Source organism: Haloarcula sp. Atlit-47R, from assembly GCF_003665985.1.
In the GTDB taxonomy this organism is placed as follows: Archaea; Halobacteriota; Halobacteria; order Halobacteriales; family Haloarculaceae; genus Haloarcula; species Haloarcula taiwanensis.
Genome location: NZ_QPLQ01000001.1, coordinates 625,250 through 649,668, shown reverse-complemented (window position 1 = coordinate 649,668; position 24,419 = coordinate 625,250). Strand labels below are relative to the sequence as shown.

Genomic DNA, 24,419 nt, shown 5'->3' with positions numbered 1-24,419 from the left:
GACAGTTCAGCCTCTGCGTGGCGATAGGCCTCCGCAATCGATTTGACCAGCGACCAGCCGCTTCGCTCGGACGTTACAGCAGCTGGTAGTCGCGCTCTTCGTGCTGGACCGAGATCCACTTGGTCTCGGTCAGTTCGTCCATGATCCACTCGCCGTTGTACCGGCCGATTCCGGAGTTCTTCATCCCGCCGAACGGGGCGTTGGGTTCGTCCTGAATCGGGTGGTCGTTGACATGGACCATCCCGGCGTCGATCTGGTCGGCGATGGACCGACCGTGTTCGACATCACCGCTGTAGACGCCCGCGGCGAGGCCGTACTCGGTGTCGTTGGCGAGTTCGACAGCTTCCTCGTCGGACTCGAACGGGATGACCGGAGCGACGGGGCCGAAGTGCTCGTTACAGGCCGCAGACATATCGTTGGTACACCCCGAGAGGACGGTCGGTTCGAGGAACAGGTCCTCGGCCTCGCCGCCCGTTTCCAGCGTCGCGCCGGCGTCGACGGTCTGCTCGATGAACGAGGTGAGCTGGTCGACCTGACTCTCGTTGATGATCGGGCCGAACTCCACGTCCTCGTCGAGCGGGTTCCCGATGGTCAGCGACTCCGCGTGCTCGACGAGCTTCTCGACGTACTCGTCGTAGACGGCCTCGTGGACGAGGTGGCGGTTGATCGAGATACACACCTGTCCCTGATGACCGAACGCACCGACAGAGCCGGCCTTGGCGGCTGCCTCGATGTCGGCGTCCTCGGTGACGACGAACGGTCCGTTGCCACCGAGTTCAAGCGCCGGGAGGGCGAGCGCGTCTCCGGCCTGACTTGCCACGGACCTGCCGACTGCTGTCGACCCGGTGAACGACATCACACGGGCGGTCGGATGGCCGGCCATCCGGTCGCCGATATCGGAGCCGTGGCCCGTCACGACGTTGACGACGCCGTCCGGGAGGCCAGCCTCCTCGGCGATGTCGGCCAGCAGGAGGCCGCCAGTTATCGGCGTATCCGTCGCTGGCTTGATAACGACGGTGTTCCCCAGCGCGAGCGCGGGGCCGAGCGCCCGCGTCGTGAGATGTAGCGGGAAGTTCCACGGGGAGATAATCCCGACGACGCCAGCGGGCTCGCGGACGATGTGATGGTCCTTGTCCTCGTGATACATCGAATCGCGGACCTCCTCTTCCGGCGGGACCATCTCCAGTGCGCTCTGGAAGTCCGCCATGGCGAAGTTGGCCTCGGCAGTTGCTTTGGCCTGAACACTGCCTGACTCCGTCGCAAGTAGTTCGACGATTTCGTCGAGCCGGTCCTGCATCACTCCGATCATCGACTGGACGTACTCGTTGCGCTCCTCGCGCGACAGCGCCGCCCAGTCGGACTGGGCCGCGTCGGCGGCCCGGTAGGCGTCGTTGACATCCCCCTCTGTCCCGGCGGGTACTGCCGCGAGTTTCTCGCCTGTCGCGGGGTTAGTCACCGGAATCGTCTCAGATGCGTCGGCGTCGCGCCACTCACCGTCAATGTATAGTTGGTTCCACGCCGTCTGGCTATCTGGTTGTGACATTCTATAGTGTCGACAGCGCCACGGACTTTTATCCCTTTGGCAGCGGGCAAACGCTTAATTGAACCCCGGCCACAGATCCTATATGATCGATTACCTCGGTCTCGAAGACGACCTCGGCGAGGAAGAGCGGATGGTCCGTGATACGGCCCGAGAGTTCGTCGAGAACGAAGTCAAGCCGGACGTCGGGCAACACTGGATCGACGGGACGTTCCCGACGGATCTCATCACCGAGATGGGCGACCTCGGGTTCTACGCCCCGAACCTCGATGGGTACGGCCTGCCGGGACTCAGTGAGACGGCGTATGGCCTCCTCCTGCAGGAACTGGAGGCCGGCGACAGCGGCCTGCGCTCGATGGCCAGCGTGCAGGGGGCCCTCGTCATGTACCCGATTCACGCCTACGGCAGCGATGCACAGAAGGAGGAATGGCTGCCGGCACTCGGCAGCGGCGAGCGGGTGGGCTGTTTCGGTCTGACCGAGCCCGAACACGGGTCGAACCCGTCGGCGATGGAGACGACGGCCGAGCGCGACGCCGACGGCTACGTCCTGAACGGCTCGAAGACGTGGATCACGAACGCGCCCATTAGCGACCTCGCAGTGGTCTGGGCGAAGGTCACCTCCGCCGACGGCGACCCAGTGCGGGGCTTCCTCGTCGAGACGGACCGCGACGGCGTGACGACGAACAAGATCGACGAGAAGCTCTCGCTGCGGGCTTCGATTACGGGTGAGATCAGCCTCCAGAACGCCCGCGTTCCCGAGGAGAACGTCCTGCCGGGCGTCGAGGGGATGAAGGGACCGCTGTCCTGTCTCACACAGGCCCGCTACGGTATCGCCTGGGGAACGGTGGGGGCCGCCATGGACTGTTTCGAGACCGCCCACGAGTACGCCACCGACCGCGAGCAGTTCGGGAAGCCGATCGCCGGCTATCAGCTCCAGCAGGAGAAGCTCGCGGAGATGGCGACCCAGATATCGCTGGGCCAGTTGCTCGCCCACCGGCTCGCCGACCTGAAGGAACGCGGCGACCTCCGCCCGGAACAGGTGTCGATGGCCAAGCGCAACAACGCACGGATGGCCCGCGAGCAGTCACGGGTGGCCCGCGAGATGCTCGGCGGCAACGGCATCACGGCTGATTACTCCCCGATGCGGCACCTGACGAACCTCGAAACCGTCTATACCTACGAGGGAACGCACGACATCCACTCGCTCATCATCGGCCACGACCTGACCGGCATCCCGGCCTTCGAGTAGGGTCCGTCCGACACATTCCGGAATGCGGGACGACGCCCACACGAATCTGCACTTCTCAATCATACGTGAGGTCGATCTTCAGCTCGCTGGCTTTCTGTTCCAGTAGGTCGGGGTACGTTGATTCGATATCTGCCCGGCGTACCCGGCCGCTCGGACCGAAGACGCTTAACGCGCCGATGAGATCGTCCTCGTGGTTGTACACCGGCACGCCCGCCGCGCGCAGGCCGTCCATGTGTTCTGACATGTTGGTCGCATAGCCCTGCTCGCGGACCTGTTCGAGTTCCTCGACCAGTGCATCCCGGTCGGTAATCGTGTTCGCCGTCAGTCTGTTGAGGCCTGCGGTTTCGACGAACTCTTCGATGCGTTCGTCGGACCACTCCGCGAGAATGGCTTTCCCCGAGGCGAGCGCGTGTAGTGGCCGGCGTTTGCCGATCATCGTGTCGCTCTGGAGCGGGTTCCGGCCGCCGGCCCGATGGAGATACACGCCCTCGAAACCCTCCTCGACCAGAAACAGCGCCCGTTCGTCAGTCTCTATCGCCAGCTCGATGACTTTCTGCTTGGCGACGAGATAGCCCGGTCGCCGTATCCGCGGCGGTTCGCTGAGTTGCAGAAACCGCAGCGAGAGCCGGTATTCCCCGCCCTCTTCGACGAGATAGTTCATGTCGTGCAGCGTCTTGAGGTGTCGATACACCGTGCTCTTGGCCAGGTCCGTCTCTGCCCGGATGTCTGCGATTGTCGCGCCTCCCGCGTCCCGAATCAGCGCCAGAATCTCGAATGACGTCCGGGTCGTCGACACCTCTGACGTGCCGTTCTTGTTGCCGAGCATACGGGCTCGTGACCGCTTAGTGACATCAACGTTTCGCATACTCGACCACCGGGGTCCGACAGCTCGAATGCAACGAGTAGCTGTCCGCCGTTCGATTCCGCTGTCGAACCGAACCTAACTTGTAGTATGCGCCCGGAATCAACACAGACCATGCCACAGCTTGGCGCAAGCGATATCGAACAGCTCCGGGCCCAGTTCGAGCGACAGCTCGATGTCGGACTCCACCACGGCGCACAGCTGGCGGTGTACGTTGACGGCGACCTAGTCGTCGATTTCGCTGGCGGCTCCACGGGTCCCGACGGCGACGAAACGACGCCCGAGACACGCCACATGCTGTTCTCCTGTACGAAGCCGTTCGCCGGTGTCGGCCTGCACCAGCTCGTCGAACAGGGCAAGCTCGACTACGACGACCGGGTCGTCGAGCACTGGCCGGAGTTTGCCGACGACGGCACACAAAAGGCATCGATCACAGTCCGGCAGGTGCTCAGCCACACCGCCGGTATCCCCTTCGGCGAGTTCGACGAACAGTACGAAAGCTGGGGCGACTGGGATGCTGTCGTCGCGGCGATGGAGGACATCGAACCTGTGTTCGAGCCCGGAACGACGCCAGCGTATCACGCCATCAACTACGGCTGGCTGGTCGGCGAACTCATCCGTCGCTGTAGCGGCCAGCCGGTCGAAGACTACGTCGCCGAAAACGTGTTTGAGCCGCTGGGGATGGACGATACCGGAATCGGTCTGCGGGATGACGAGCCCGACGACGTGGCGACCCTGGCCGGCTACGAGGCGTTCGAGCGGTGTCACGATGTCGACGAGGGGCTCGAAGACCCTGCCGCGGAGTACGCGGCGGCGTTCAATCAGGCGGCGATGCGCCGGGCGGTGATTCCCGCAGCCAACGGCATCGGCACCGCCCGGGACATGGCCCGGTTCTACGCCTGTCTCGCAAACGGTGGGTCGCTGGACGGGACGCAACTGCTGACCGAAGCGACCGTCGACGAGGCGACCACGACCCACGCCGAAACCGAGTCCGACGGCACGCTGTCGCGTCCGGCTCGCTACGGACTCGGCGTCTGGACCGGCGGGCTGGCCGCCGATATGTTCGGGGCCGCCAGCAAAGAGCGCATGTTCGGCCACGCCGGCCTCGGCAGTTCGTTCGGCTGGGGCGACCCCGAACTGAACGTCGGGTTCGCGCTCGTCACGAACGGTATCCGCGAGGAGTCCTTCGAACACGCCGCCCGCGTCGGCCAGCTTTCCGACGCTGTCCGACTGTTGTTACAGGACTAACGGCGGCATCCGCGGTTCGTCGCAGGCTTCTTCTGACCTTCTGGAACGAGGATCGTGTTCCGAGCCACGGTAGCGCCGTGTGACCGCGGTTTTTGTATGATTCGCCCCGAACCCTCTGGTATGAACTTCCCAGACCGAGGCGACGTGGACCATCTCATTGCCCCACAGCCGCTGCCGGACTTCGCTCGTATCCAGTACGAGCCTGAGACGGCCGCCGTCGACGACCCGTCGGCTGCGACGCGCGCCGAACTCGGCCGTCTCGACTTTGATGGGCTGGCACTGGGTGCGACTGTCGCCGTCGCCGTCGGCAGCCGCGGCATCCACCGTATCGACGACATCGCCGAGGCTGTCGTCGCGGCTGTTCGTGACCGGAGCTTCGAGCCGGTCGTCGTCCCGGCGATGGGGAGCCACGGCGGGGCGACGCCGGAGGGCCAGCGCGAAGTGCTGGAGAGTCTGGGGATCACCGAATCGCGCCTCGACGCCGACATCGACGCCCGGATGGACACCGAGCAGGTCGACACCGTCACCGTCGGTGACACCGAGTTTCCAGTCCACGTTTCGACGGCGGCACAGGAAGCGGATGCCGTGGTCGTCGTGAACCGAGTGAAACCCCACACTAATTACAGCGGTCGCATCGAGAGTGGTCTGACGAAGATGACCGTCGTCGGGCTGGGCAAGCAACACGGTGCGAAGGCGTTCCACTCGACAGCTATCACGGAAGGGTACGTGGAGGCGCTGGAAGCCGCGCTCCCGGTTGTCGAGTCGGCGCTGCCGCTTGTCGGCGGCATCGCGCTGGTCGAGAACTTCCACGAGGAGACGGCCCACGTCGAGGCGATTCCCGCGGGCTCGTTCGCCGACCGCGAGCCCGCCCTGCTGGAACGGGCGTACGACGAGATGGCGACGCTTCCGGTCGACGACATCGACCTGCTCGTCGTCGACGAACTCGGCAAGGATGTCTCCGGCGCGGGAATGGACACGAACGTCATCGGCCGCTACCGCGTTCTCAACGCACCGGACCCCGACGAGCCGTCGATCAAGCTGCTCTACGCCCGTGGACTCACCAAGGCGACGAAGGGCAACGGCAACGGCATCGGGCTGGCCGACATCACCCGCCGGGCCGCTGTCGACCAGCTGGACCTGCAGAAAACGTACGCGAACGCACTCACCAGCGGGTCGACGGCGAAGGCAAAGCTCCCGCTCGTCGCGCCGGACGACGAGTTCGCTATCCGGACGGCGCTGTCTGCGCTCGGCGGCTACGACCCCGACACGGTCCGCATCGTCTGGATCCAGTCCACACAGGAGCTCTCGGTGCTCCACGTTTCCGAGCCGCTCGTCGAGGACTTGCCGCCCGCCGCCGAAGTCACCGAGCGTGAGTCGCTCGCGTTCACCGACGGCACTGCGTCGTTTACCCGGGACTAACTCTTCGGTAGCGACAGTCCCGCCGTGCGTCTGAAACAATTTCTAACAACTGTACGTTCGTTTCTCTGGCCCCGCGTATCAGGATAATGAACGTATCGGAATACGAGCCAATCCGAGCTGACGCAGGAACCGGAAGCGAGCAGAAGCACGAGCACTGATTTCCACCCAGAGAGAACCGATTCCTTTGCGTGGCTGTCTACATATATGCCACTAATATAGTTTTATACAGCAAACTATGGGTGATTTGGCGACATATATAACTAAAAAGACCGAAAGTAATATCAGAAATAAAAATCTGAATACAAACAACGGCATAAAAAGGAGTTTCGCAACAGACGCAACTTGATTATCGACAGACACAGGAGTGTATAGAAAGCCACGGACACTGCCAAGCAGGCCTTTTTAGAGGGCGCGAACAGTCGCTGACCCTGTCACACTGGCTGTCCGGCTGTCGTCGTGTTCGGGAGTCGCTCGGCGACAACTTCGATAGGATGGGGTGGAATCTCGTCGACGTCGTCGCGGTCACCCAGTTGCGACCGACAGGACCCGCCCGGGGCAACGACGCGGTCACCGTCGCTTTCCTCGACCTTGTCGAACAGCAGTCGCCCGATAGTCTTCGAGAGGTCGTAGTGCTCGTCGTGGTAGCCGAAGCTCCCGGCCATGCCACAGCACGTCGAGTCCAGCGGGTCGACCTCGTAGCCGACCCGGCGCATGACGCCGACGGCGTGGTGGTCCTTGTTGGTCCCCTTCTGGTTGCAGTGGCCGTGGTAGCTGACCGCGCCGGCGGCCCCGAGCGACCGGTCCTCGACCGGCAGCGCGTCGTCGAGTCGGAACGTATCGAGGTACTCCAGCACGCCGTAGGCGCTCTCGGCCACCCGCGAGACTTCGGGGCCGTCGAGCAAGTCGCGGTACTCGTCCTGGAACATCACCGCGTCAGAGGGTTCAACAAACACGACGTCCCAGCCATCGGCGACGCGCTCCGCGAGCCGGTTCGCGTTCGTCTCGGCGCGCTCCCGCGTCAGGTCCAGCATCCCGGAGGAGTACGCCGCCCGTCCCGACGGCGCGGTGTCGTCCGGGATGGTGACGTGGACGCCCGCGGCTTCGAGGGTTTCGACGGCGGCCTTGCCGGCGGCCGGGTACGAGTAGTTCGTGTACGTGTCGGGGAACAGCAAGACCTTCCGGTCGGCCTCGGCCCGCGAGACGGTTGAGCCGCCGCGGTCATCGAACCAGTCTTGCAGCGTCTCCCGGCGGAAGGTCGGGAGTTCGCGCTCCGGTGCGATGCCGAACAGTTTCTGCATGACGACTCGCGCCCCCGGGATGTCTGTCGCCCAGTTCGAAACCGGGGCCAGCGCCGACCCGATCTTCGAGGCGGTGTCGATGTTGGCGAACAGGCGCTCCCGGAGGCTTGTTCCCTCCTCTTGGTGGTGCTGGTGTTTCAGTTCGGTCTTGAGTTTCGCCATGTCGACGCCGGTCGGACAGTCGCTCTTGCAGCCCTTGCAGCCGACACAGAGGTCGAGCACTTCCTCCTGGAACCGGTCGGAGTGAATCTCGTCTTCGTCAAGGTCGCCGCTGATGGCCGACCGGAGGAGGTTCGCACGGCCCCGCGTCGTCTGAACCTCCTCCTCCGAGGCGCGGTAGGTGGGACACATCACGTCCCCGTCGGTCTGTCGACAGGTGCCACAGCCGTTACACAGTTCGACCAGATGTGAGAAACCGCCCTCGTCCTTGAAGTCGAGCGTCGTCTGTGGCTCCAGAGACTGGTAGTCCGGGCCGTACCGGAGGTTCTCGCGCATGTCCGCGCCGACGCCCCGGTCGGTGTCGGGGCCGATGTCTTCGGGCCCGTCGCGGTAGACGACGTTACCCGGGTGCATCCACCACTGTGGATCGAACGCCGTCTTGACTTCCTTGAACGCATCCCAGAGCGTCTCGCCGTACATTTTCGGCGTGAACTCTGTCCGGGCCATCCCGTCGCCGTGCTCGCCGGAGAACGACCCCTTGTGTTCCAGCACGAGGTCGGTTACGTCGTCGGTGATAGAGTGCATATCCTCGATGCCGGATTCCTCCTTCAGGTTGAGAATCGGGCGGATATGGAGCGTTCCGGAACCGGCGTGGGCGAAGTACGCGGCGGAGGTGTCGTGGTCGGCCAGCACGTCCTCGAACTTCTCGACGTACTCGGCCAGTTCGGCTGGCGGGACCGTCGCGTCCTCGATGAACGGGTACGGCTTGGGGTCGCCGTCCATGGACATCAGGAGCGGAATCGCCGCCTTCCGGAGCTTCCAGAGGTCGGCCTGGTCTTCGTCGGTGTAGGCCTCGACCACGTCGAAGGCCGCGCCGGTATCGAGGAACCGCTCGTTGGTCCGCGCGATGGCCGCCTCGAAGTCGTCGTGCAGTTCCGAGTCGTATTCGAGCATCAGTGCGGCCGCCGCCCGGTCGGGAATTGGCTCGACGTACTCGGCGTAGCCGTCGGACCCCGCTGCGAGCCTGAACATCTCGTCGTCCATCAGCTCGACCGCGCTGACATCGTAGTCGAGCGCGACCGGGACGGCCCGCATCGCGTCCCCGAGCGTGTCGAAGCAGTACAGCGCCAGCGCCGTCTCCTCGGGGACCGTCACCAGCGAGAGTTCGGCCTCGACGATGACGCCCAGCGTCCCCTCGCTCCCGACGAACAGCTTTGCGAGGTTCAGGACCCGCTCCCCGTCGTCGTTCTCGTAGATGACGCGGTCGAGGTTGTAGCCCGACACCCGCCGTTTCAGATCTGGGTAGCGTTCTTCAATCTCCTCGGTGTTCTCTTCGACGATTTTCCGGACCGTCCGGTAGATGTCGGCCTCACGGTCGTCTTTGCTCACGATGTCGTCCCACTCCGGCGAGTCGATGACCACCTCGCGGGCGTGGATGAGCGACCCGTCCGAGAGAACGGCCTTCACCGCGTCGGTGTAGGCGTCGGTGATGCCGTATCTGACGGAGTGCGCGCCGGTGGAGTTGTTCCCGATACCGCCGCCGACCGATGCCCGGTTCGACGACGCCGGGTCAGGGGCGAACTTCAGGCCGTACTCGGCCAGCGTGTCGTCCAGATCGTCCTGCACCACACCGGGCTGGATGCGCGCCGTCTGCTCGCCAGGCCGAATCTCGATGATCTCGTCCATGTGCCGGGACATGTCCAGCACGACACAGCCCGGGCCGACGGTTTGCCCGGCAAGCGACGACCCGGTTCCGCGAGGGAGTATCGGCACGCCGTGGGCCGTCGCCACGTCGACGGCCGCTCGCACGTCGTCGATACCCGTCGGATACACGACTCCGGCCGGTTCGGCGCGGTAGATGCTCCCGTCCGTTGCGTACAGAATCCGGGCGTATTCGTCGAACTCAACCCCACCTGAGACCCGCGAACGGAGCGCTTCCGCAAGGTCTCGATACGCGTCGACATCCGGTCTATCCAGGTCCAGTTCCTGTGCTGACCAGGTGTCCTCGACGTTTTCAATCGCCATACGAGCATTCAGGGGTAATAATCATTAAAGTCTGTGGCATGCGGTCACAATTCACTCTGGGGAGCCCGCCAGCTATTTGCCCCGGGGCGTCGGATGCGGTGTATGGTCAGTGCAAGCGTGCTCCATATGTGCCTGAACGTCGCCGACGCGGCGGAATCGATTGCCTTCTACGAACAGTTCGGCTTCGAGGAGTCTTGGCAGTTCACGACGCCGGACGGCGAGACGACGAACTACTACGTGGCCGACGACAGCGGCGTCGAACTACAGCTCTCGGAGACGGACGGCGAGACGAGCTTCGAGATGGGAGACGGCTGGGACCACCTCGCGCTCGGCGTCGACGACGTCGACGCGACGGTCGAGCGCATTGACCACCACGGAGTCGTCAAGGAGCCGGGGCCACAGCCGGAAGCCGGCGCGTACACGGCCTTCGTGGCCGACCCCGACGGCCATCACGTCGAACTCATCGAACCGCTAGAAGACTGAACCGCGCCCGCGGCGTTTCGAATGGCGAAACGGAACGGCCCCGTCAGTTCCCGACGGCGGTCGCCCGCTCGACCACGTCGGCTCCGTACATCTCCTCTAGTTCTTCGTGTTGGTCCGGCCGGTGCTCGTAGACATCTTGAAACAGCGTGATGGGCGTCTGGGCGGCCTGATAGGTCGCTTCGTCCCACATCCGGTCCTTGCTGACCTCGACTTCGACGCCGTCGATGACCAGTGTCGCGGCCTGTGTCATCGCGATGGCCCCCTTGCCGGCTTCCTTTGCGGCCTCGAACTCCTCCATAGAGTCGACGATGTCGTTCATGCTGGGGATGTATGCGGTCCGGTCGAGCAGTTCCTCGGTGAGTTCATCCTCGTCCAGTTCCAGCCGCTCACCGCCTGCCCGAAGGACGTAGCCGCCGTCGCCGTCCGGCTCCAGCGAGAGGTCGTCGCCGTCGTACACCTGCCTGCCGTCCTCATGTTCGAGTTCGACCTCCTGACCGCCGGCTTCGAGCAGCCAGCTGCCGGTCTTGGGCGGGAGCGGGGCCGTGTTCGCCTCCACGACTTGACCCGGCGTCAGCGACCAGATGCCGGTCATCCCCTTCGCGCGGTTGTCCTTCATTCGCTCGCGGTAGCCTTCGACGTCGCGGATGTCGTCATAGGGACCGTCGACGGCGATGAGGCCCGCGGCACTGGCACCCCGGGAGGTGTTGTGGCGCAGTTCCGGCCACGGCGGCAGTTCGCCGGTGGGCGTCATCGCGCGCATGTCCTTCGTGTAGTCGACCTCGCCGTCGACCAGCAGGAACATGCGTTCGAGGTTGTTCGAGGGCTTGCCCATCTCGTCCCGTAGGTCGCCCATCGCCAACTCGGCCTCGCCGCTCTCGACGATGACCGACATGGAGAGGCTCCCCTCTTCGAGCCCGTGCTCGTTCTCGATGATGGTGAAGAACTCGTCGGCCTTCTTCCAGTCGTCGATATCGCCGACCTCCGGAATGACGAAGCCGTCGATGTGCTCGACGGCACCGTTTTCGGGGTCTGTTATCTCCAGCATCTGCTGGAAGCCCTGATAGCGGGTCGTCGGCGACTCGCGGTGCCAGACGACACGCGGGTGTATCTCGCCGGGGAAGTCGGCTCCCTGTTCGGAGACCACGTCGATGATGTTCTGGACGCCCTCCTCGCGCATGTTCGGGGCCGTCGCGTCCTCGTTGTCCGGGACCCAGACGTCCGGGGCCTGCAGGCCACGGAGCTGGCCCGCGCTTCGGAGCATCTTGGCTGAATCGCTCTCGCCGTCCACCGCTGTCGGCGAGGTAAAGAACGTTCTGACGAACTCGCGCTCGTAGTGTCGGGTCACACTCATAACTCGTCTCAAAGAACCAAACGGACCGTGTTAAATCTACCGTCCGTTGTCGACCGAGACATCAACGAGCGCAGTTATTCCACCGTCTTCCGCCGTATTCGGATTTACGAAATATGTCTCTCTGGTAACTATTGGTGCGCTGTCTGCCCGGACGACACAACAGTCGGCGGCACACACTGATCTGTCGGTATCTCGTGGCCGTTCGGTCTCCACGTCGCGGAGTCCTGGCAACTTCGGCCGCTGGAATCGCGCCATCGCGCCCGACTTTTCGTTTCGTCTTTTCGAATCACTCTGCCGGTCGAAACACGCGGTGAGCCTCTCTCGCCAGATATGTCGCCCCGGAAGCTAGCGCAGAGCGGTTGTCACAGCCGATACGGCAATTTTATTCGAGCGGCCCAAGAACTGGTGACTAATGACACGGGCAAAAACGGACTCGGTCCGGGCGACGCAGACCTCGCTTGCGGTACTTTCGGCTATCAAAGACCTCGGTGGGAGTGCCACGCTAGCCGAACTCGCCGACTCGCTGGAGTCGGCCAAGAGCACGATATACAAGCACCTGCTGACGCTGGAAGACGAGGGCCTGGTGGTCGAACGGGACGGCGAGTACCGCATCGGGCTCCGGTGGCTGGAGTTCGGCGGCATCGCACAGCGCTACGACGGCATCTACGAGGTGGCAAAGCCCGAGGTCAGGCGGATGGCCGTCGAGACCGGCGAACTGGCGAACCTGATGATAGAAGAGCAGGGCTACGGCATCTACATCCACACGACCAGCGGCGACCAGGCGGTCGCGCTCGATACGCGCCTCGGGAAGCGCATCCACCTGCATAAGACCGCTATCGGCAAAGCGCTTCTGTCGAGTTTCGACGACGACCGCGTCGCGGAAATCATCGACACCCGCGGGCTGCCCGCAGAGACGGACAACACCATCACCGACCGCGAGACGCTGTTCGCCGAACTCGAAACCATCCGCGAAACCGGCGTCGCCGACGACACCGAGGAACGGGTCGACGGCACCGGCTGTGTCGGGGTCCCAATCGACACCGGCGACCGCCGGGAAGCCGCCATCAGCATCACCGCCCCAATCAACCGACTGCAGTCCCCGGGCCGCAAAGCCCAGCTCGTCGACACGGTGAAACAGGCCGCCAACGTCATCGAGGTCAACCTGGCCCACGGGTAACGGCCGTTCGTTCTGCCGCCGGCTGTCTCGATGGCGACCGGGGCAATCTAATAACAGTACAGTTGTTATTCACTGGTCAGGTCCGGACAGCCGCGGTGGCGCTCGAAGCCGGGACAGTCAGGCGACCGCCCGTCGTTCGTCGAATAAGTATCTCTTTTGCGGCAATTTCTATGCGTACTTGGCCTATACCATTCTATAACTCGGGGATATGGTTGTATTCATTCTTAAATAGAATTTATTAGGTTCAAAACACCCTATTTACTTCTATATACATAGTAAAGCGCAGGATATGGAGTCATTCGTCCAGAGAACCTCTATCGGAATGGGGAATATGCCCGTCGAACGGCCGGGGTGCGCGCCGACTGTTACCGCTTGAGCAGACTCACCGCGAGAACGACGAAGTACGTCGCCAGTCCCCAGCACGCCGCGGCGACGACGACCGGACCCAGCAGCACCGCGAGGCCGGCGGCACACACCAGGAGCGCGACCGCCGACGCCGTCCGCACGCCGCGGCGCTCCCACAGCGACGCGGCGGGTGTGTCCAGAAGAAACAGCGCCTCGACGCCCAGTGCACCGGCCACGCCGACCACGACGGCGACCCCGGACTGGAGTGTCTCGACCGCGGCGGTCCAGCGCAGATACGCGAGGAGCACGAGCCCACAGAGCAGGGCGAACGCGGCGTCGCGTCGGTACTCGGGCACAGGGGCGGTACAGGCCCCACTCGGAAAGCGCTGCTGCCGGGGAACTTCTCGGCGACCCCAACTACAAAGACACTGACAATCGCAGTGCACCTATGCACCATCCTGGACCGCCGCGGTTCGTGTCGACGGGCGACGAGGTCGAACTCGCGCCCCGGGACCCGGACCCGACGGCGGACTACAGTTGGCACGTCGCGCGTGCGCCGGTACAGTCCACTGCCACCCTCGGCGACGACCCGGTCGAACACTTCGTCCCCGACACGCCGGGCAGGTACACCGTCCGCCTCACCGCGCCGGACGGCAAGCACGACCTCACCGTCCGCGCGTTCCCGGGGACCCTCGAATCGAGCGGGGCACACACCTCTGGACGTTCCGGTAGCGCAGGCGGTCGAAGCGGTGGCGTCTCCGGCGGGCAAAGCGGCTCCGGCGGCGACGACGAGTACACGCTGGCAGATGACAGTAGCGACGGCGGCGGTGGCGGCGGCCGCCCGCGCCTGACCCTGCGGCCGGCCATCGAGGGTGACGAGGCCGTCGTCCGCGCGGACCGAAGCCCCCACCCGGAGGGGAGCGAGGCGGCCGCCGACCTCGCCGTCGAGTATCTGTTCGACGACCGCGACGACATCGACGCCGACGCGGTGACCCGGGACGGGACAGCCCTCCGGATCCCGCTGGACGCGCTCCCGGAGCGTGCCCGCATCCACGCCGTCGCGGTCGGGGACCACGGCTACAGCGTGCCCGACGCCGTCGAATTTACGCGCACCGCTGACGGCGTCGAGACGGTGGCCAGCGGGGCCGGCGTCGCCGCCACCCGCCCGTACGACGCGCCCGAGTGGGCCGAGGACGCGGTCATCTACGAGATTTACGTCCGCACGTTCGCCGGGGACAGCGACGACTCGCCGTTCGATGCCATCGTCGACCGACTGGACTACCTCGACTCCCTGGGCGTCGACGTGCTCTGGCTCACGCCGGTCCTGCAGAACGACCACGCGCCCCACGGCTACAACATCACGGACTTCTTCGCTATCGCGTCGGACCTAGGCACCCGGGCGGACTACGAGCGGTTCATTGAGGCGGCCCACGACCGCGGGTTCAAGATACTGTTCGACCTCGTCTGTAACCACTCGGCGCGGACTCACCCCTACTTCGAGGCCGCCCGCGACGACCCAGACAGCGAGTACCGCGACTGGTACGAGTGGCGCACCGACACCGAACCGGAGACGTACTTCGAATGGGAACACATCGCGAACTTCAACTTCGATCACCTGCCGGTCCGCCGGCACCTGCTCGATGCGGTCGCCCAGTGGGCCGACCTGGTCGACGGGTTCCGCTGTGACATGGCCTGGGCCGTCCCGAACAGCTTCTGGCGCGAGATCCACGACTACTGCAAGGACCGCGACAGCGAGTTCCTGCTACTGGACGAGACAATCCCGTACATCCCCGACTTCCAGGCCGGGCTGTTCGATATGCACTTCGACTCGACGACATACGCCGCGCTCCGGCAAGTCGGGGGCGGCGGCGACGCCGAGGCCGTCCTCGGTGCCATCGAGGGGCGGGCGGAGATCGGCTTCCCGGAGCACGCGTCGTTCATGCTGTACGCTGAGAACCACGACGAGACGCGCTACGTCGTCGACTACGGGCGCGACGCCGCCGAGGCCGCCGCGGGCGCGCTGTTCACGCTTCCGGGCGCGCCGCTACTCTACGCCGGTCAGGAGTTCGGCCAGCGCGGCCGTCGCGACGACCTCGCGTGGGACCACGCCGACGAGGCGCTCCAGTCGTTCGTCAGCGACCTTGCGGCAGCCAGACACGACCAGCCAGCACTGTCGGCCGACGCGGACCTGCTCCGCATCCCGTACGAGGTCCGAGACGGGCCGTCTGACCGCGTCGTCGCGTACGCACGGGCGACTGCCGAGGACGCAGCCGTTGTGGTACTCAACTTCAGCAGCGAGCCGACGACGGTTGAGCTGCCGGCCGTGACCGCCAACACCGACCTTGTGTCCGGGGAGCACCGCGGCGGTGCTGGTGACGGGAACGCGACCGTTACAGTCGATAGCGTGGGTGTGTTCCCGGCCGCCGGGAGCGACCTGCGCCAGTAATTCGCGCGGTCGGGTCCGTTCAACGATAGCGGCTCCGCCCTCCCGGGATATGCGGTCGTGGCCTCGAAGTATCACTAATTTGTCCGAACCACAGGAGTTTATAGAGATTGGTCTGCTTTGATGTGTATGCGGCTTTCGACAGCGCTCAACGAATACAAGCGGACTCGTCACGAGCGCTTTCCAGAGGAGCGCAGGACTGTTTCAGGCTCTTTCTCGGGGCACGGTGATCGACTCGTACACGTCGGCGAAGACGGAACACTGCAGGACTACTCCGATTCGCTCTCCGGGCTCTCCGGCATCGATCGCTCCCGACTCGGGGTTATGCTTGGAGACGAAACACGGTGGTTCAGCGACCTAGAGACCATCAGACAGCACTACTACCGCGAGACGCGGCTCGTCGAGACCGAGTACGACGCGGGGTCGTTCACCGTCCACCAGTACGACCTGACGCTTGGACGGGCACACGTCACACACGTCGCGATGCGCGGGGCGGTTCCACAGAACGCCAAGCTCGTGGCGTTCGTCACACTGGCCCCCGAAAACAGCGACAGCGGCGTCGGCTCGCTGATTCACGAAGACGCCGGGCCCGACAACTCGCGGGTACTGGAAGTGTACCACCGGCGGGAGCACGATTACCTTGCTTCGTCGACCGGGCTAGACGCCGTCGCCGGACAGCGACCGGAACGGCTCGCAGAGATACTTTCGGATAGCCCGGTCGAGTTCCCGCGGTCGGAGCCGGTCGAACGGCGCGACCAGACCCGGCTCACCGGCGATTTCCTCGTGACCGCGCCGCTTGACCGGTCCGGGCGCAGCAAGGACACGACGCTCGTCAGTCAACTCTCGAACCACGACGAGGTCGACCGGGAAACGGCGCTTCTGGACCTCGCCGACTGCGTGACAGCGCACACGACCTCCGACGACCTCCGGCAGGCCGGGCGGGAGCGAACACGCATCGACGTGTCCGAATCAATGACACGCTCAGACTCGATACGCATGGACCTGCGGGTGCTCGACCTGCTGTCCTCGCCGACCGGCGGTCGCATCGCCGCCCCGGAGTTCGACCCCTTCTACTCGAACTCCGGCGGCTACGGCTACGTCTGGTTCCGCGACGACGCCTCCGTCTCCCGGCATCTGCTCGAAGCCGGGTCCCGACTCGAAATAGACACTGTCGAGATGTTGCTTGAGAGCGCTGAGTTCCTCTGTAACAGCCAGCTCCCTGACGGCCGGTGGCCCCACCGCGTCTGGGCCGACACGGGGGATATCGCCCCGGGCTGGGCCAACGCTCGGGTCGAACACAACGCCGAATCGCCGGAGTATCAGGCCGACCAGACCGCGACCGTCACCGCCTTCCTCGCGACGTTGCTGCGAACGCATCGCAGCAAGATGGACGCCGAGTTGACAGCGACAGTTCGAGGGACTATCGAGGCGGCCGTTGACACGCTCATCGAAGACATCGCGGCCAACGGCCTCCCCGAGCCGTGTCAGAACGTCTGGGAGGACTCCATCGGCCAGTTCACACATACTACTGCGACGTTCATCGAGGCCTTCGCCGCGGTGGGCCGCGCTCCGATGCCCGAGTCGGTTTGCGAGCGGAGCTTGGCGGCAGCCGACAGGCTGCTGGATGGGCTCGATACGCTCTGGGACAGTGATCTGGGCGTGTACGTGATCGGGCTGACAAACGGGACCCCGGACCACCGTATCGACGCTGCGGGACTCCACCTCGCGGACGCGCTGCAGGAGTACGACAACGTCGAGTCGACGACGCTCTCCGACCAGCACCTCACCCGTCTGGCGGACCACGTGAGCACGACGCTCGACACGCTCTTCCGGAACCCCACCGAGAGCCGGGTCGCGGGACTGGCCCGCTACGAGGGTGACCGCTGGCGGACCGGCCATCAGGACAGCGAGAAGATCTGGACGGTTACGACGGCGATGGGGGCACTCGCTGCCGCTCGCGTGGGCGATATGCTGAACGACCGCGACGAGCGCGGCGACGCGTACCTCGACCGCGCGAGCGACCTGTACGAGCTACTCGAAGAGGACGGGCCGCTCACGACCGACGCCGGCTACCTCGCCGAGCAGGCCTTCGACGACGGCGACCTCGACAGCGCGACGCCGCTTGGCTGGTCGCATGCGTTGCGGCTTCACGCGACTGCACGCCTGGGTGAACTGAACGCACTCCCGACGACCTCAGCCGGAACTGAGGGGCCGAGCGAGCGACCGACCTGGACGACCGGGGAGAAGTACGGCGTCGGCACCGTCGCCGACCACGACGAGCAGGACCCCTCGCGCGTCTGGTTCACGCTCACCGAGGGCGCGCTGACGGAGGCCCGCTACCCGCAGGTCGACCTCATGAATCTGCGGACGCTCGATTTCCTGGTTCGGTGTACGGACGAGACGGACTACGCCGTCCGGACCCACCGGGAGAACCGCCGGACCGACGACAGCGTCAGGCGGCGCGTCAAGCCCGTCGACGACGAGGCGCTCCTCTATCGCCACGTCTTCACCGAGACCGGTGACGGCCGGGGCCACGAGTGGACGCTGACCGTCGACTACGCGACTGACCCCGAGCACGACGCCATCGTCGCCGACGTGTCCTTCAGCGCCGAGGACGGCAAATCATACGACGTGTTCTCGGTCGCGGACATCGCGCTCACCAGCACGGTCACCGAGGACCGCGCTATCAGATACGGCCAGCCCGGGAGCTACCACCTCGTCGGCCGGAACCCCCGCGCATACACCGACCAGACGGACAACGACCTGCTCGTCGACGAGAACGGCGACGCCTACTCTATCGCCGTGGCGATGGCTGCGGCCGGACGCTTCGACTGGGCCACCGTCGGTGCGGCCGGCAGCGACCGTCTCGACGGGCTGTACTCGGACGGCGACCTCCCGGACCCGGTCGAGTCGATCGACGGGACGAACCTCGTCCTCATCGGTCGGCTGGATTCGGGAACGAGAGTCAGCGACACGGTCGCGCTCGGCTTCGCGCGACAGGCTGACACCGCTGCCGCGCTGGGCGAAGCCGACGGCGCGCTCGACCGCGGCTACGAGACGGTCCGTGCCGAGTATGCCGACAGCTGGGCCGATTTCCTCTCGGATAAGCAACTCCCGGACTCGGTTGCTGACGACGAAGCGCTGGCGAACCAGTACAGAACCGCGCTGATGACGCTGCTGGCCGTCGAGGACAAGACCTACCACGGGGCCTCTATCGCCTCGCCGTCCGTGCCGTGGGGCGAGGCCGTCCACGCCGAGGAGCCCAAGGGCTACGGCTACAACTTCGTCTGGTCGCGGGACCTCTATCAGGTGTTCAGCGTCTTCGACGCCATCGGGTCGCTGGACATCGCCACCGACCAACTGGAGTACATCTACGAGTACCAGCAGGACGAGGCTGGCTTCATCCCGCAGAACACCTACGTCAACGGGACGACCCGCTGGGGCGGCGAGCAGATGGACAACATCTCGTTCCCGCAGGTGATGGCCTATCGGCTCGCCGAGAGCGGCGTCGACTTCGAGGACGTTGAGTACAGCTACGAGAACGTCCGGCGGTCGGCTGAGTACGTCGTCCGCCACGGCCCCGAGACCGCACAGGAGCGCTGGGAGGAGGAGGCCGGCTTCTCGCCGTCCTCGATTGCGGCCGAAATCGCGGGGCTTGCGTGTGCGGCGAAGCTCGCGCTCGACACCGGCCACGAGGCCGACGCGCTCGTCTGGCTGGCGCTGGCCGACCAGTGGGCGAACAACGTCGAGGCCTGGACCGCGACCGAGACCGGGACCGAGCGCCACACCAACACGCCCTACTACACGCGAATAACGCTCGATGGCAACCCCGAGATGGGGCACCTCCGCACGCTCGCCAACGACGGTCCGACGCTGGACGAACGCAACATCATCGACGGTGGCTTCCTCGAACTCGTCCGGCTGGGTATCAAGCCCGACGACGACGAGACCATCCGGAACTCGCTCGTCGAGGTCGACGACACCATCAGCGTCGACACGGAGCACGCACCCGGGTTCTACCGGTACAACGGCGACGGCTACGGCGAGCGTGGTCGGGACGACCAGGGCGCACCGTGGACGGTCGAACACAAGGGGAAGGGCCGCCTCTGGCCGCTGCTCACCGGCGAGCGCGCCGAGTACGAACTCCACCGCGACGACCCGGACATCCCGCCCGAGAACTGTCTTCGGATGATGCAGGACGTGGCGAACTCGGGCCGGATGATCGCCGAGCAGATATGGGACCGTGGCCACGCGACCGAGTACGACTGGGAGTTCGCCGAAGGGACCGGCTCGGCGACGCCGTTGGCGTGGTCGATGGCCCAGTACGTGCGGTTAGCCCACGGCATCAGCGCCGGTAAACCGGTCGAGACGCCCGCGTTCGTTGACGACCGCTACCGGGAGCGACGGGCCCACACTCCTGATCGCAGCCCCGCGCTCCGCGTCGATACGCAGTTCCGCGGGAACGAACTGGTCGTCTCCGGCGAGACCACTGGTGTCTGTGTCGTCGTCAAAACGCCCGCCGACATCACGTACATCTCCGTCGATGACCGCGAATTCGAGGTTGCAGTCGATGTCGACCCCGGTGAGAATCAAGTGATTGTTGCCGCCGCAGACGACGAAGACCTGGTCACTGCCGGGACAACTGTCTGGCAGCTTAACCTGTAGAATCCCTCATAAGTGAGAACCACTTTATAATTCGCCTCTGACTGTGGGATATGGACGCGATTGTTCTAGCTGGCGGCTACGCCACACGGCTGTGGCCGATCACGCGGCGTCGACCGAAGATGCTACTCCCGGTTGGTGAGACGACCGTCATCGACGGTGTCTTGCAGTCGCTCGAAGCTGACGACCGTATCGGGACGACGTATCTGAGTACGAATGAGGCCTTCGCCGACGAGTTCGAAGCCCACATCGACGAGAGGGGCTACGAAAAGGTCCAACTCTCCGTCGAGAGCACGGAAGACGAAGACGAGAAGTTCGGCGTCGTCGGCGCGCTCGCGCAACTGATCGAGCGCGAGGGCATCGACGACGACCTGTTCATCATCGGCGGCGACAACCTCATCGGCTTCGACCCCTCGGAGTTCCTCGACTTCTTCGAGGACCGCGACGGGCCGGCACTCGCTGCTTACGACGTGGGTTCGCGGGAGAAAGCCAAGTCATACGGGCTCGTCGAACTCGACGGCGAACGCGTCGTCGACTTCCAGGAGAAGCCTGACAACCCCAAGAGCACGCTTGTATCGATTGCCTGCTACGCCTTCCCGGCCGACTCGCTCCGCTTCGAGGAGTACCTCTCTGGCGACAACAACCCCGACGAACCGGGCTGGTACATCGACTGGCTGCAACAGCAGGAACCGGTGTCCGCGTTCACGTTTGACGATGTCTGGTTCGACATCGGGACACCTGAGTCGTATTTCGAGACCGTCGAGTGGAAACTCGACGGCGGGTCGCTCATCCACCCCGACGCGACCGTCGAGAACTCTGAGATTGGGACCACTGTCCACGTGATGGCCGGGGCGGAAGTGACTGACAGCAGCCTCGACCGGACCATCGTCTTCCCCGACGCCGAGGTCAACGACTGCGACCTCGACGAGACGATTCTCGGTGAGGATGTCACCGTTGAGGGGTACAACATGTCGGGGTCGCTCATCATCAACCGCTGATGGCTCGCGACGACGGGTCCACTGTTCGAATGCAGGACTCACGACGGGCCACCGCCAGTCACTGTACCGCTGGCGAAGGACTAAGTGACAGAGCATCATTTACTCGCGGTAGGCGAGCTATCTGATAACATGGCACAAACAGAAACGGAGCCAGTCTCGTTTGAGATGACAATCGACGATGGCCGGACCAGAATCGACGTCTCGGGCGACCGCGACACGGCCGTCGTGGTCCGCTCGAAATCGGGCGAAAAAATATACCTGCCGCCGGAGGATTTCGACCGCCCCCCGGAGGACAGGCAGACACCGTACGACAGTCCCTACCAGTCGGCTGACGGGACCGCCGATAGTCCGTACCGGACGCAAACGGACACAACGTCCGTGACAGGGTTGGAGCCGACCGCCGACGGCTACCTGATCGTCCACCCGGAACCGGTCACGGACGTTCGCTTTCTCCGGTGAGCGCGGCCGGTCAGGCCTCGTTTAGAACCTCGTGGTAGAACTCGACGTGTTCGTCAGCGACTTCGCCCCAGGTTCGGACGTCGTACTCGATGGGCGTCGACAGCGATAGGGCGTGTTCGATCCCCTCGGCGATGGAGTCCGAATCGGGTTCGACCTCGATGACACAGTCCTCGTTGAGGAGTTCTGCGGCTCCGCTCTCGCAGGCGACGACGCGCGTCCCGACCGACAGCGCTTCGACGATGGTGATTCCGAACGGCTCTGCAAGTGACGGTGAGACGAACAGGTCCGCGCTGTTGTAGTAGTCCCCGAGCTCTGACTGTGGGAGATACCCCGGGAAGTAGACACGGTCTTCGATTCCCAGTAGCTCCGCGAACCGTTCGAGCTGTTCGGTGAGGTGCCCTGAGCCGCCGAGTACGAGGCTCACGTCGTCCCGGCCGAGCTTCGAGAGCGCGTACAGCAGGTACGACAGCCCCTTCTGGTCGGTGTGTCGCCCGACGAAAAACAGCATCTTCCCGTCGATACCGAGTTCCGCCTTGATGTCCCGGCCCGTCGGCTCTACCGACGAGAACCCGTTGTAGATGACTGTCGAGTCGGCGTCGTACTGCTCACGGATCCGGCGTTGCGTGAACTTACTCACCGCGAGTAGGTGGTCCGTTCGGTTCGCGACCCGCTGTTCCGTCTCGACTTCCCGCTGTGGCGGCGTCACGTTACGGTCCGCTGACAGCGAGTGGAACGTCGAGATCCACTCGACATCGTGGGCCGATTTGGCCCGCGACCCGGGATTGTAACCGAACCAGTCGTTCGTGTGGATGATGTCCGCGTCGGCCGCTTCGTCGGCGAACTCTCCAGCTAGCCGGCCAATACGGGTGATGATGTCGCCGCTGCCTGTCGGCACGCCGTGGATGCCGTCGCGGTCCGGCGGCGCGTACTCCGCGGGCAACACCAGCTCGAACTCGATGTCGTCTCTCGGTTCGAGCTGTTCGAACAGCTCCCCGATAGCGGTATCAAGCCCGCCGGTGATGTTGGGTGGGAACCCCCAGCCAAGCATCAGAACGTTCGGTGGCATCTCTGTAACTGACTCTCTCGTCATAGCATCAAATGGATACAATATATATGTTTGCGTGCGCCCCGTTTCCGCGTCTGTAAGCAGACACGCTGGCAGTCAACAACCCCGCCCATTGAAATGCCTGTCAGGGCAACAGGTGCGTATGCAATTCGAACGGCAGAGTGGCGTGTTTCTCCATCTGACGTCGCTCCCGGGGCCACACGGTATCGGTGACCTCGGTTCCGGCGCGCGCGCGTTCGTCGACTTCCTCGACCGGGCGGACCAGTCGCTGTGGCAGTTCTGCCCCCTCGGTCCCACGGCGAGCATCCACGGGAACTCCCCGTACCAGTCGTCGTCCGCCTTCGCCGGCAACCCGCTGCTCATCGACCTCCGTGACCTCGTCGACCGCGGCTATCTCACCGCGGACGAGGTCGAACCGCCGGGTGACTTCTCGCAACAGCAGGTCAACTACGACCGCGTGACCGAGTTTACGGAGCGCCGGCTCCGGACCGCCTACGAGAACTTCGACGAGAGCGCGGCCGAAGCCGACCGGAACGCTTTCGCCGAGTTCTGTGACCGCGAGGCCGGCTGGGTCGACGACTATGCGCTGTTTACGGCGCTGAAAACCGAGTTCGACGATGCCGGCTGGATGGACTGGCCGGACGACATCAGAACGCGCGAGCCAGCGGCCATGGAGCGATATCAGGAGGAACTGGCCGACGACATCCGCTACCACAAGTTCGTTCAGTGGTGCTTCGACAGCCAGTGGGAGGCGCTGGCCGAGTACGCGGCCGAGCGGGACATCGGTCTGGTTGGCGACCTCCCCATCTACGTGGGCCTCGACTCGGCGGATGTCTGGGCATATCCCGAGGTGTTCCGACTCGACGACGACCACTACCCCGCGGAGGTGGCCGGCGTCCCGCCGAACCCGGGCGACGACGGCCAGCGGTGGGGGAACCCGGTGTACGACTGGGAGACACTCCGTGCGAACGACTACGGCTGGTGGGTTGACCGGTTCGAGCGGCTGTTCGACCTTGTCGACATCGCCCGCATCGACCACTTCAAAGGCTTCGACGAGTTCTGGTCGATTCCGGCCGAGGCGGACGACCCGGCCGCCGGCCAGTGGCGCGACGGCCCCGGGGCGCACTTCTTCGAGACGGTCAGAGACCGACTCGGCGAACTCCCGTTTTTCGTCGAGGACCTGGGCTTTCTCGACGAGAGCATCGTCGCGCTCCGGGACCAGTTCGGCTTCCCCGGGATGCGCGTGCCGCAGTACGCCGACTGGTGCGAGGAGGGGCATATGTACCAGCCGATGCACTACCCGGAGTCGGCCGTCGGCTACACGTCGACCCACGACACCGACACTATCGTCGGCTACTACCGCGGGCTTTCCGACCGCCAGCGCGACTGCCTCCACTACAACCTCGGCACTGATGGAGACGAAATCAACTGGGATCTCATCGAGGCGGTGTGGAACTCGAACGCGGTTGTCGCGATGACGACCATGCAGGACCTGCTCGGTCTCGGTAGTGACGCCCGATTCAACGTCCCCGGCACGGCAACCGGGAACTGGCAGTGGCGGGTGACCGATGCGGCGCTCGACGCTGATGTTGCTGAGCGACTTCGCAGGGTCACCGACAGGACGATCCGTTGAAC

Annotated in this window: 16 protein-coding genes; 10 read left to right on the top strand and 6 right to left on the bottom strand. The window is 64.6% G+C overall.

What is annotated here, in order from left to right; translation table 11 throughout:
• Window positions 1-73 precede the first annotated feature (73 nt).
• On the bottom strand, window positions 74-1,543 hold the full coding sequence (locus DVK00_RS03345) for an aldehyde dehydrogenase family protein (RefSeq protein ID WP_101350861.1): 1,470 nt from the start codon (window positions 1,541-1,543) through the stop codon (window positions 74-76).
• An 82-nt stretch (window positions 1,544-1,625) separates the two neighbouring features.
• Here DVK00_RS03345 and DVK00_RS03340 point away from each other — a divergent pair, with 82 nt between their 5' ends.
• On the top strand, window positions 1,626-2,789 hold the full coding sequence (locus tag DVK00_RS03340; RefSeq protein ID WP_053967361.1) for an acyl-CoA dehydrogenase family protein: 1,164 nt from the start codon (window positions 1,626-1,628) through the stop codon (window positions 2,787-2,789).
• A gap of 55 nt (window positions 2,790-2,844) precedes the next feature.
• Here DVK00_RS03340 and DVK00_RS03335 read toward each other — a convergent pair whose 3' ends face one another.
• Window positions 2,845-3,615: an IclR family transcriptional regulator gene (locus tag DVK00_RS03335; RefSeq protein ID WP_121511485.1), complete on the bottom strand. Its 771-nt coding sequence runs from the start codon at window positions 3,613-3,615 to the stop codon at window positions 2,845-2,847.
• A 150-nt stretch (window positions 3,616-3,765) separates the two neighbouring features.
• Here DVK00_RS03335 and DVK00_RS03330 point away from each other — a divergent pair, with 150 nt between their 5' ends.
• Together DVK00_RS03330 and DVK00_RS03325 are read left to right on the top strand one after the other, a co-directional pair.
• A complete protein-coding gene (locus DVK00_RS03330; protein WP_121536146.1) occupies window positions 3,766-4,899 on the top strand; it encodes a serine hydrolase in 1,134 nt (377 codons plus the stop codon).
• A gap of 120 nt (window positions 4,900-5,019) precedes the next feature.
• Window positions 5,020-6,318: a DUF362 domain-containing protein gene (locus DVK00_RS03325; protein WP_121577274.1), complete on the top strand. Its 1,299-nt coding sequence runs from the start codon at window positions 5,020-5,022 to the stop codon at window positions 6,316-6,318.
• A 431-nt stretch (window positions 6,319-6,749) separates the two neighbouring features.
• Here DVK00_RS03325 and DVK00_RS03320 read toward each other — a convergent pair whose 3' ends face one another.
• Window positions 6,750-9,800, bottom strand: coding sequence for an FAD-binding and (Fe-S)-binding domain-containing protein (locus tag DVK00_RS03320; RefSeq protein ID WP_121577273.1), 3,051 nt, complete (start codon window positions 9,798-9,800; stop codon window positions 6,750-6,752).
• A 102-nt stretch (window positions 9,801-9,902) separates the two neighbouring features.
• Here DVK00_RS03320 and DVK00_RS03315 point away from each other — a divergent pair, with 102 nt between their 5' ends.
• Window positions 9,903-10,283, top strand: coding sequence for a VOC family protein (locus DVK00_RS03315; RefSeq protein ID WP_101350857.1), 381 nt, complete (start codon window positions 9,903-9,905; stop codon window positions 10,281-10,283).
• 43 nt (window positions 10,284-10,326) lie between these two features.
• Here the strand turns inward: DVK00_RS03315 and aceB are convergent, their stop codons facing one another.
• Entirely contained in the window at window positions 10,327-11,634 is a 1,308-nt protein-coding gene (gene aceB, locus DVK00_RS03310) for a malate synthase AceB (RefSeq protein WP_101350856.1), read from the bottom strand.
• A gap of 412 nt (window positions 11,635-12,046) precedes the next feature.
• Here aceB and DVK00_RS03305 point away from each other — a divergent pair, with 412 nt between their 5' ends.
• Window positions 12,047-12,811 carry an IclR family transcriptional regulator gene (locus DVK00_RS03305; protein WP_101350855.1) on the top strand — a complete coding sequence of 255 codons (765 nt, stop codon included), beginning with the start codon at window positions 12,047-12,049 and terminating at the stop codon, window positions 12,809-12,811.
• Between the two features lie 365 nt (window positions 12,812-13,176).
• Here DVK00_RS03305 and DVK00_RS03300 read toward each other — a convergent pair whose 3' ends face one another.
• Window positions 13,177-13,512: a hypothetical protein gene (locus DVK00_RS03300; protein WP_101350854.1), complete on the bottom strand. Its 336-nt coding sequence runs from the start codon at window positions 13,510-13,512 to the stop codon at window positions 13,177-13,179.
• Window positions 13,513-13,604: 92 nt separating this feature from the next.
• Between DVK00_RS03300 and malA the strand changes: the two genes are divergently transcribed.
• The 4 genes from malA (at window position 13,605) to DVK00_RS03280 (ending at window position 21,718) form a co-directional block, all read left to right on the top strand.
• Entirely contained in the window at window positions 13,605-15,602 is a 1,998-nt protein-coding gene (gene malA / locus DVK00_RS03295) for an alpha-amylase MalA (protein WP_121577272.1), read from the top strand.
• A 126-nt stretch (window positions 15,603-15,728) separates the two neighbouring features.
• On the top strand, window positions 15,729-20,264 hold the full coding sequence (locus tag DVK00_RS03290; protein WP_121577271.1) for a glycoside hydrolase family 15 protein: 4,536 nt from the start codon (window positions 15,729-15,731) through the stop codon (window positions 20,262-20,264).
• A 50-nt stretch (window positions 20,265-20,314) separates the two neighbouring features.
• On the top strand, window positions 20,315-21,259 hold the full coding sequence (locus tag DVK00_RS03285; protein WP_101350851.1) for a sugar phosphate nucleotidyltransferase: 945 nt from the start codon (window positions 20,315-20,317) through the stop codon (window positions 21,257-21,259).
• 129 nt (window positions 21,260-21,388) lie between these two features.
• The gene (locus DVK00_RS03280) at window positions 21,389-21,718 is read left to right on the top strand and encodes a hypothetical protein (RefSeq protein ID WP_101350850.1); all 330 of its coding nucleotides are present in this window, start codon (window positions 21,389-21,391) and stop codon (window positions 21,716-21,718) included.
• A gap of 10 nt (window positions 21,719-21,728) precedes the next feature.
• On the opposite strand, the gene DVK00_RS03275 is transcribed toward DVK00_RS03280, so the two are convergent.
• On the bottom strand, window positions 21,729-22,784 hold the full coding sequence (locus DVK00_RS03275; protein ID WP_101350849.1) for a glycosyltransferase family 4 protein: 1,056 nt from the start codon (window positions 22,782-22,784) through the stop codon (window positions 21,729-21,731).
• Window positions 22,785-22,926: 142 nt separating this feature from the next.
• Here DVK00_RS03275 and malQ point away from each other — a divergent pair, with 142 nt between their 5' ends.
• Window positions 22,927-24,417, top strand: coding sequence for a 4-alpha-glucanotransferase (gene malQ, locus DVK00_RS03270; protein WP_121535361.1), 1,491 nt, complete (start codon window positions 22,927-22,929; stop codon window positions 24,415-24,417).
• Window positions 24,418-24,419: the final 2 nt, after the last annotated feature.

Excerpts from the sequence above, each read along its gene's own strand:
- DVK00_RS03345 (WP_101350861.1), bottom strand. The coding sequence starts at position 1,543 with ATGTCACAACCAGATAGCCAGACGGCGTGGAACCAACTATACATTGAC.
- DVK00_RS03340 (WP_053967361.1), top strand. The coding sequence starts at position 1,626 with ATGATCGATTACCTCGGTCTCGAAGACGACCTCGGCGAGGAAGAGCGG.
- DVK00_RS03335 (WP_121511485.1), bottom strand. The coding sequence starts at position 3,615 with ATGCTCGGCAACAAGAACGGCACGTCAGAGGTGTCGACGACCCGGACG.
- DVK00_RS03330 (WP_121536146.1), top strand. The coding sequence starts at position 3,766 with ATGCCACAGCTTGGCGCAAGCGATATCGAACAGCTCCGGGCCCAGTTC.
- DVK00_RS03325 (WP_121577274.1), top strand. The coding sequence starts at position 5,020 with ATGAACTTCCCAGACCGAGGCGACGTGGACCATCTCATTGCCCCACAG.
- DVK00_RS03320 (WP_121577273.1), bottom strand. The coding sequence starts at position 9,800 with ATGGCGATTGAAAACGTCGAGGACACCTGGTCAGCACAGGAACTGGAC.
- DVK00_RS03315 (WP_101350857.1), top strand. The coding sequence starts at position 9,903 with ATGGTCAGTGCAAGCGTGCTCCATATGTGCCTGAACGTCGCCGACGCG.
- aceB (WP_101350856.1), bottom strand. The coding sequence starts at position 11,634 with ATGAGTGTGACCCGACACTACGAGCGCGAGTTCGTCAGAACGTTCTTT.
- DVK00_RS03305 (WP_101350855.1), top strand. The coding sequence starts at position 12,047 with ATGACACGGGCAAAAACGGACTCGGTCCGGGCGACGCAGACCTCGCTT.
- malA (WP_121577272.1), top strand. The coding sequence starts at position 13,605 with ATGCACCATCCTGGACCGCCGCGGTTCGTGTCGACGGGCGACGAGGTC.
- DVK00_RS03290 (WP_121577271.1), top strand. The coding sequence starts at position 15,729 with ATGCGGCTTTCGACAGCGCTCAACGAATACAAGCGGACTCGTCACGAG.
- DVK00_RS03285 (WP_101350851.1), top strand. The coding sequence starts at position 20,315 with ATGGACGCGATTGTTCTAGCTGGCGGCTACGCCACACGGCTGTGGCCG.
- DVK00_RS03280 (WP_101350850.1), top strand. The coding sequence starts at position 21,389 with ATGGCACAAACAGAAACGGAGCCAGTCTCGTTTGAGATGACAATCGAC.
- DVK00_RS03275 (WP_101350849.1), bottom strand. The coding sequence starts at position 22,784 with ATGCCACCGAACGTTCTGATGCTTGGCTGGGGGTTCCCACCCAACATC.
- malQ (WP_121535361.1), top strand. The coding sequence starts at position 22,927 with ATGCAATTCGAACGGCAGAGTGGCGTGTTTCTCCATCTGACGTCGCTC.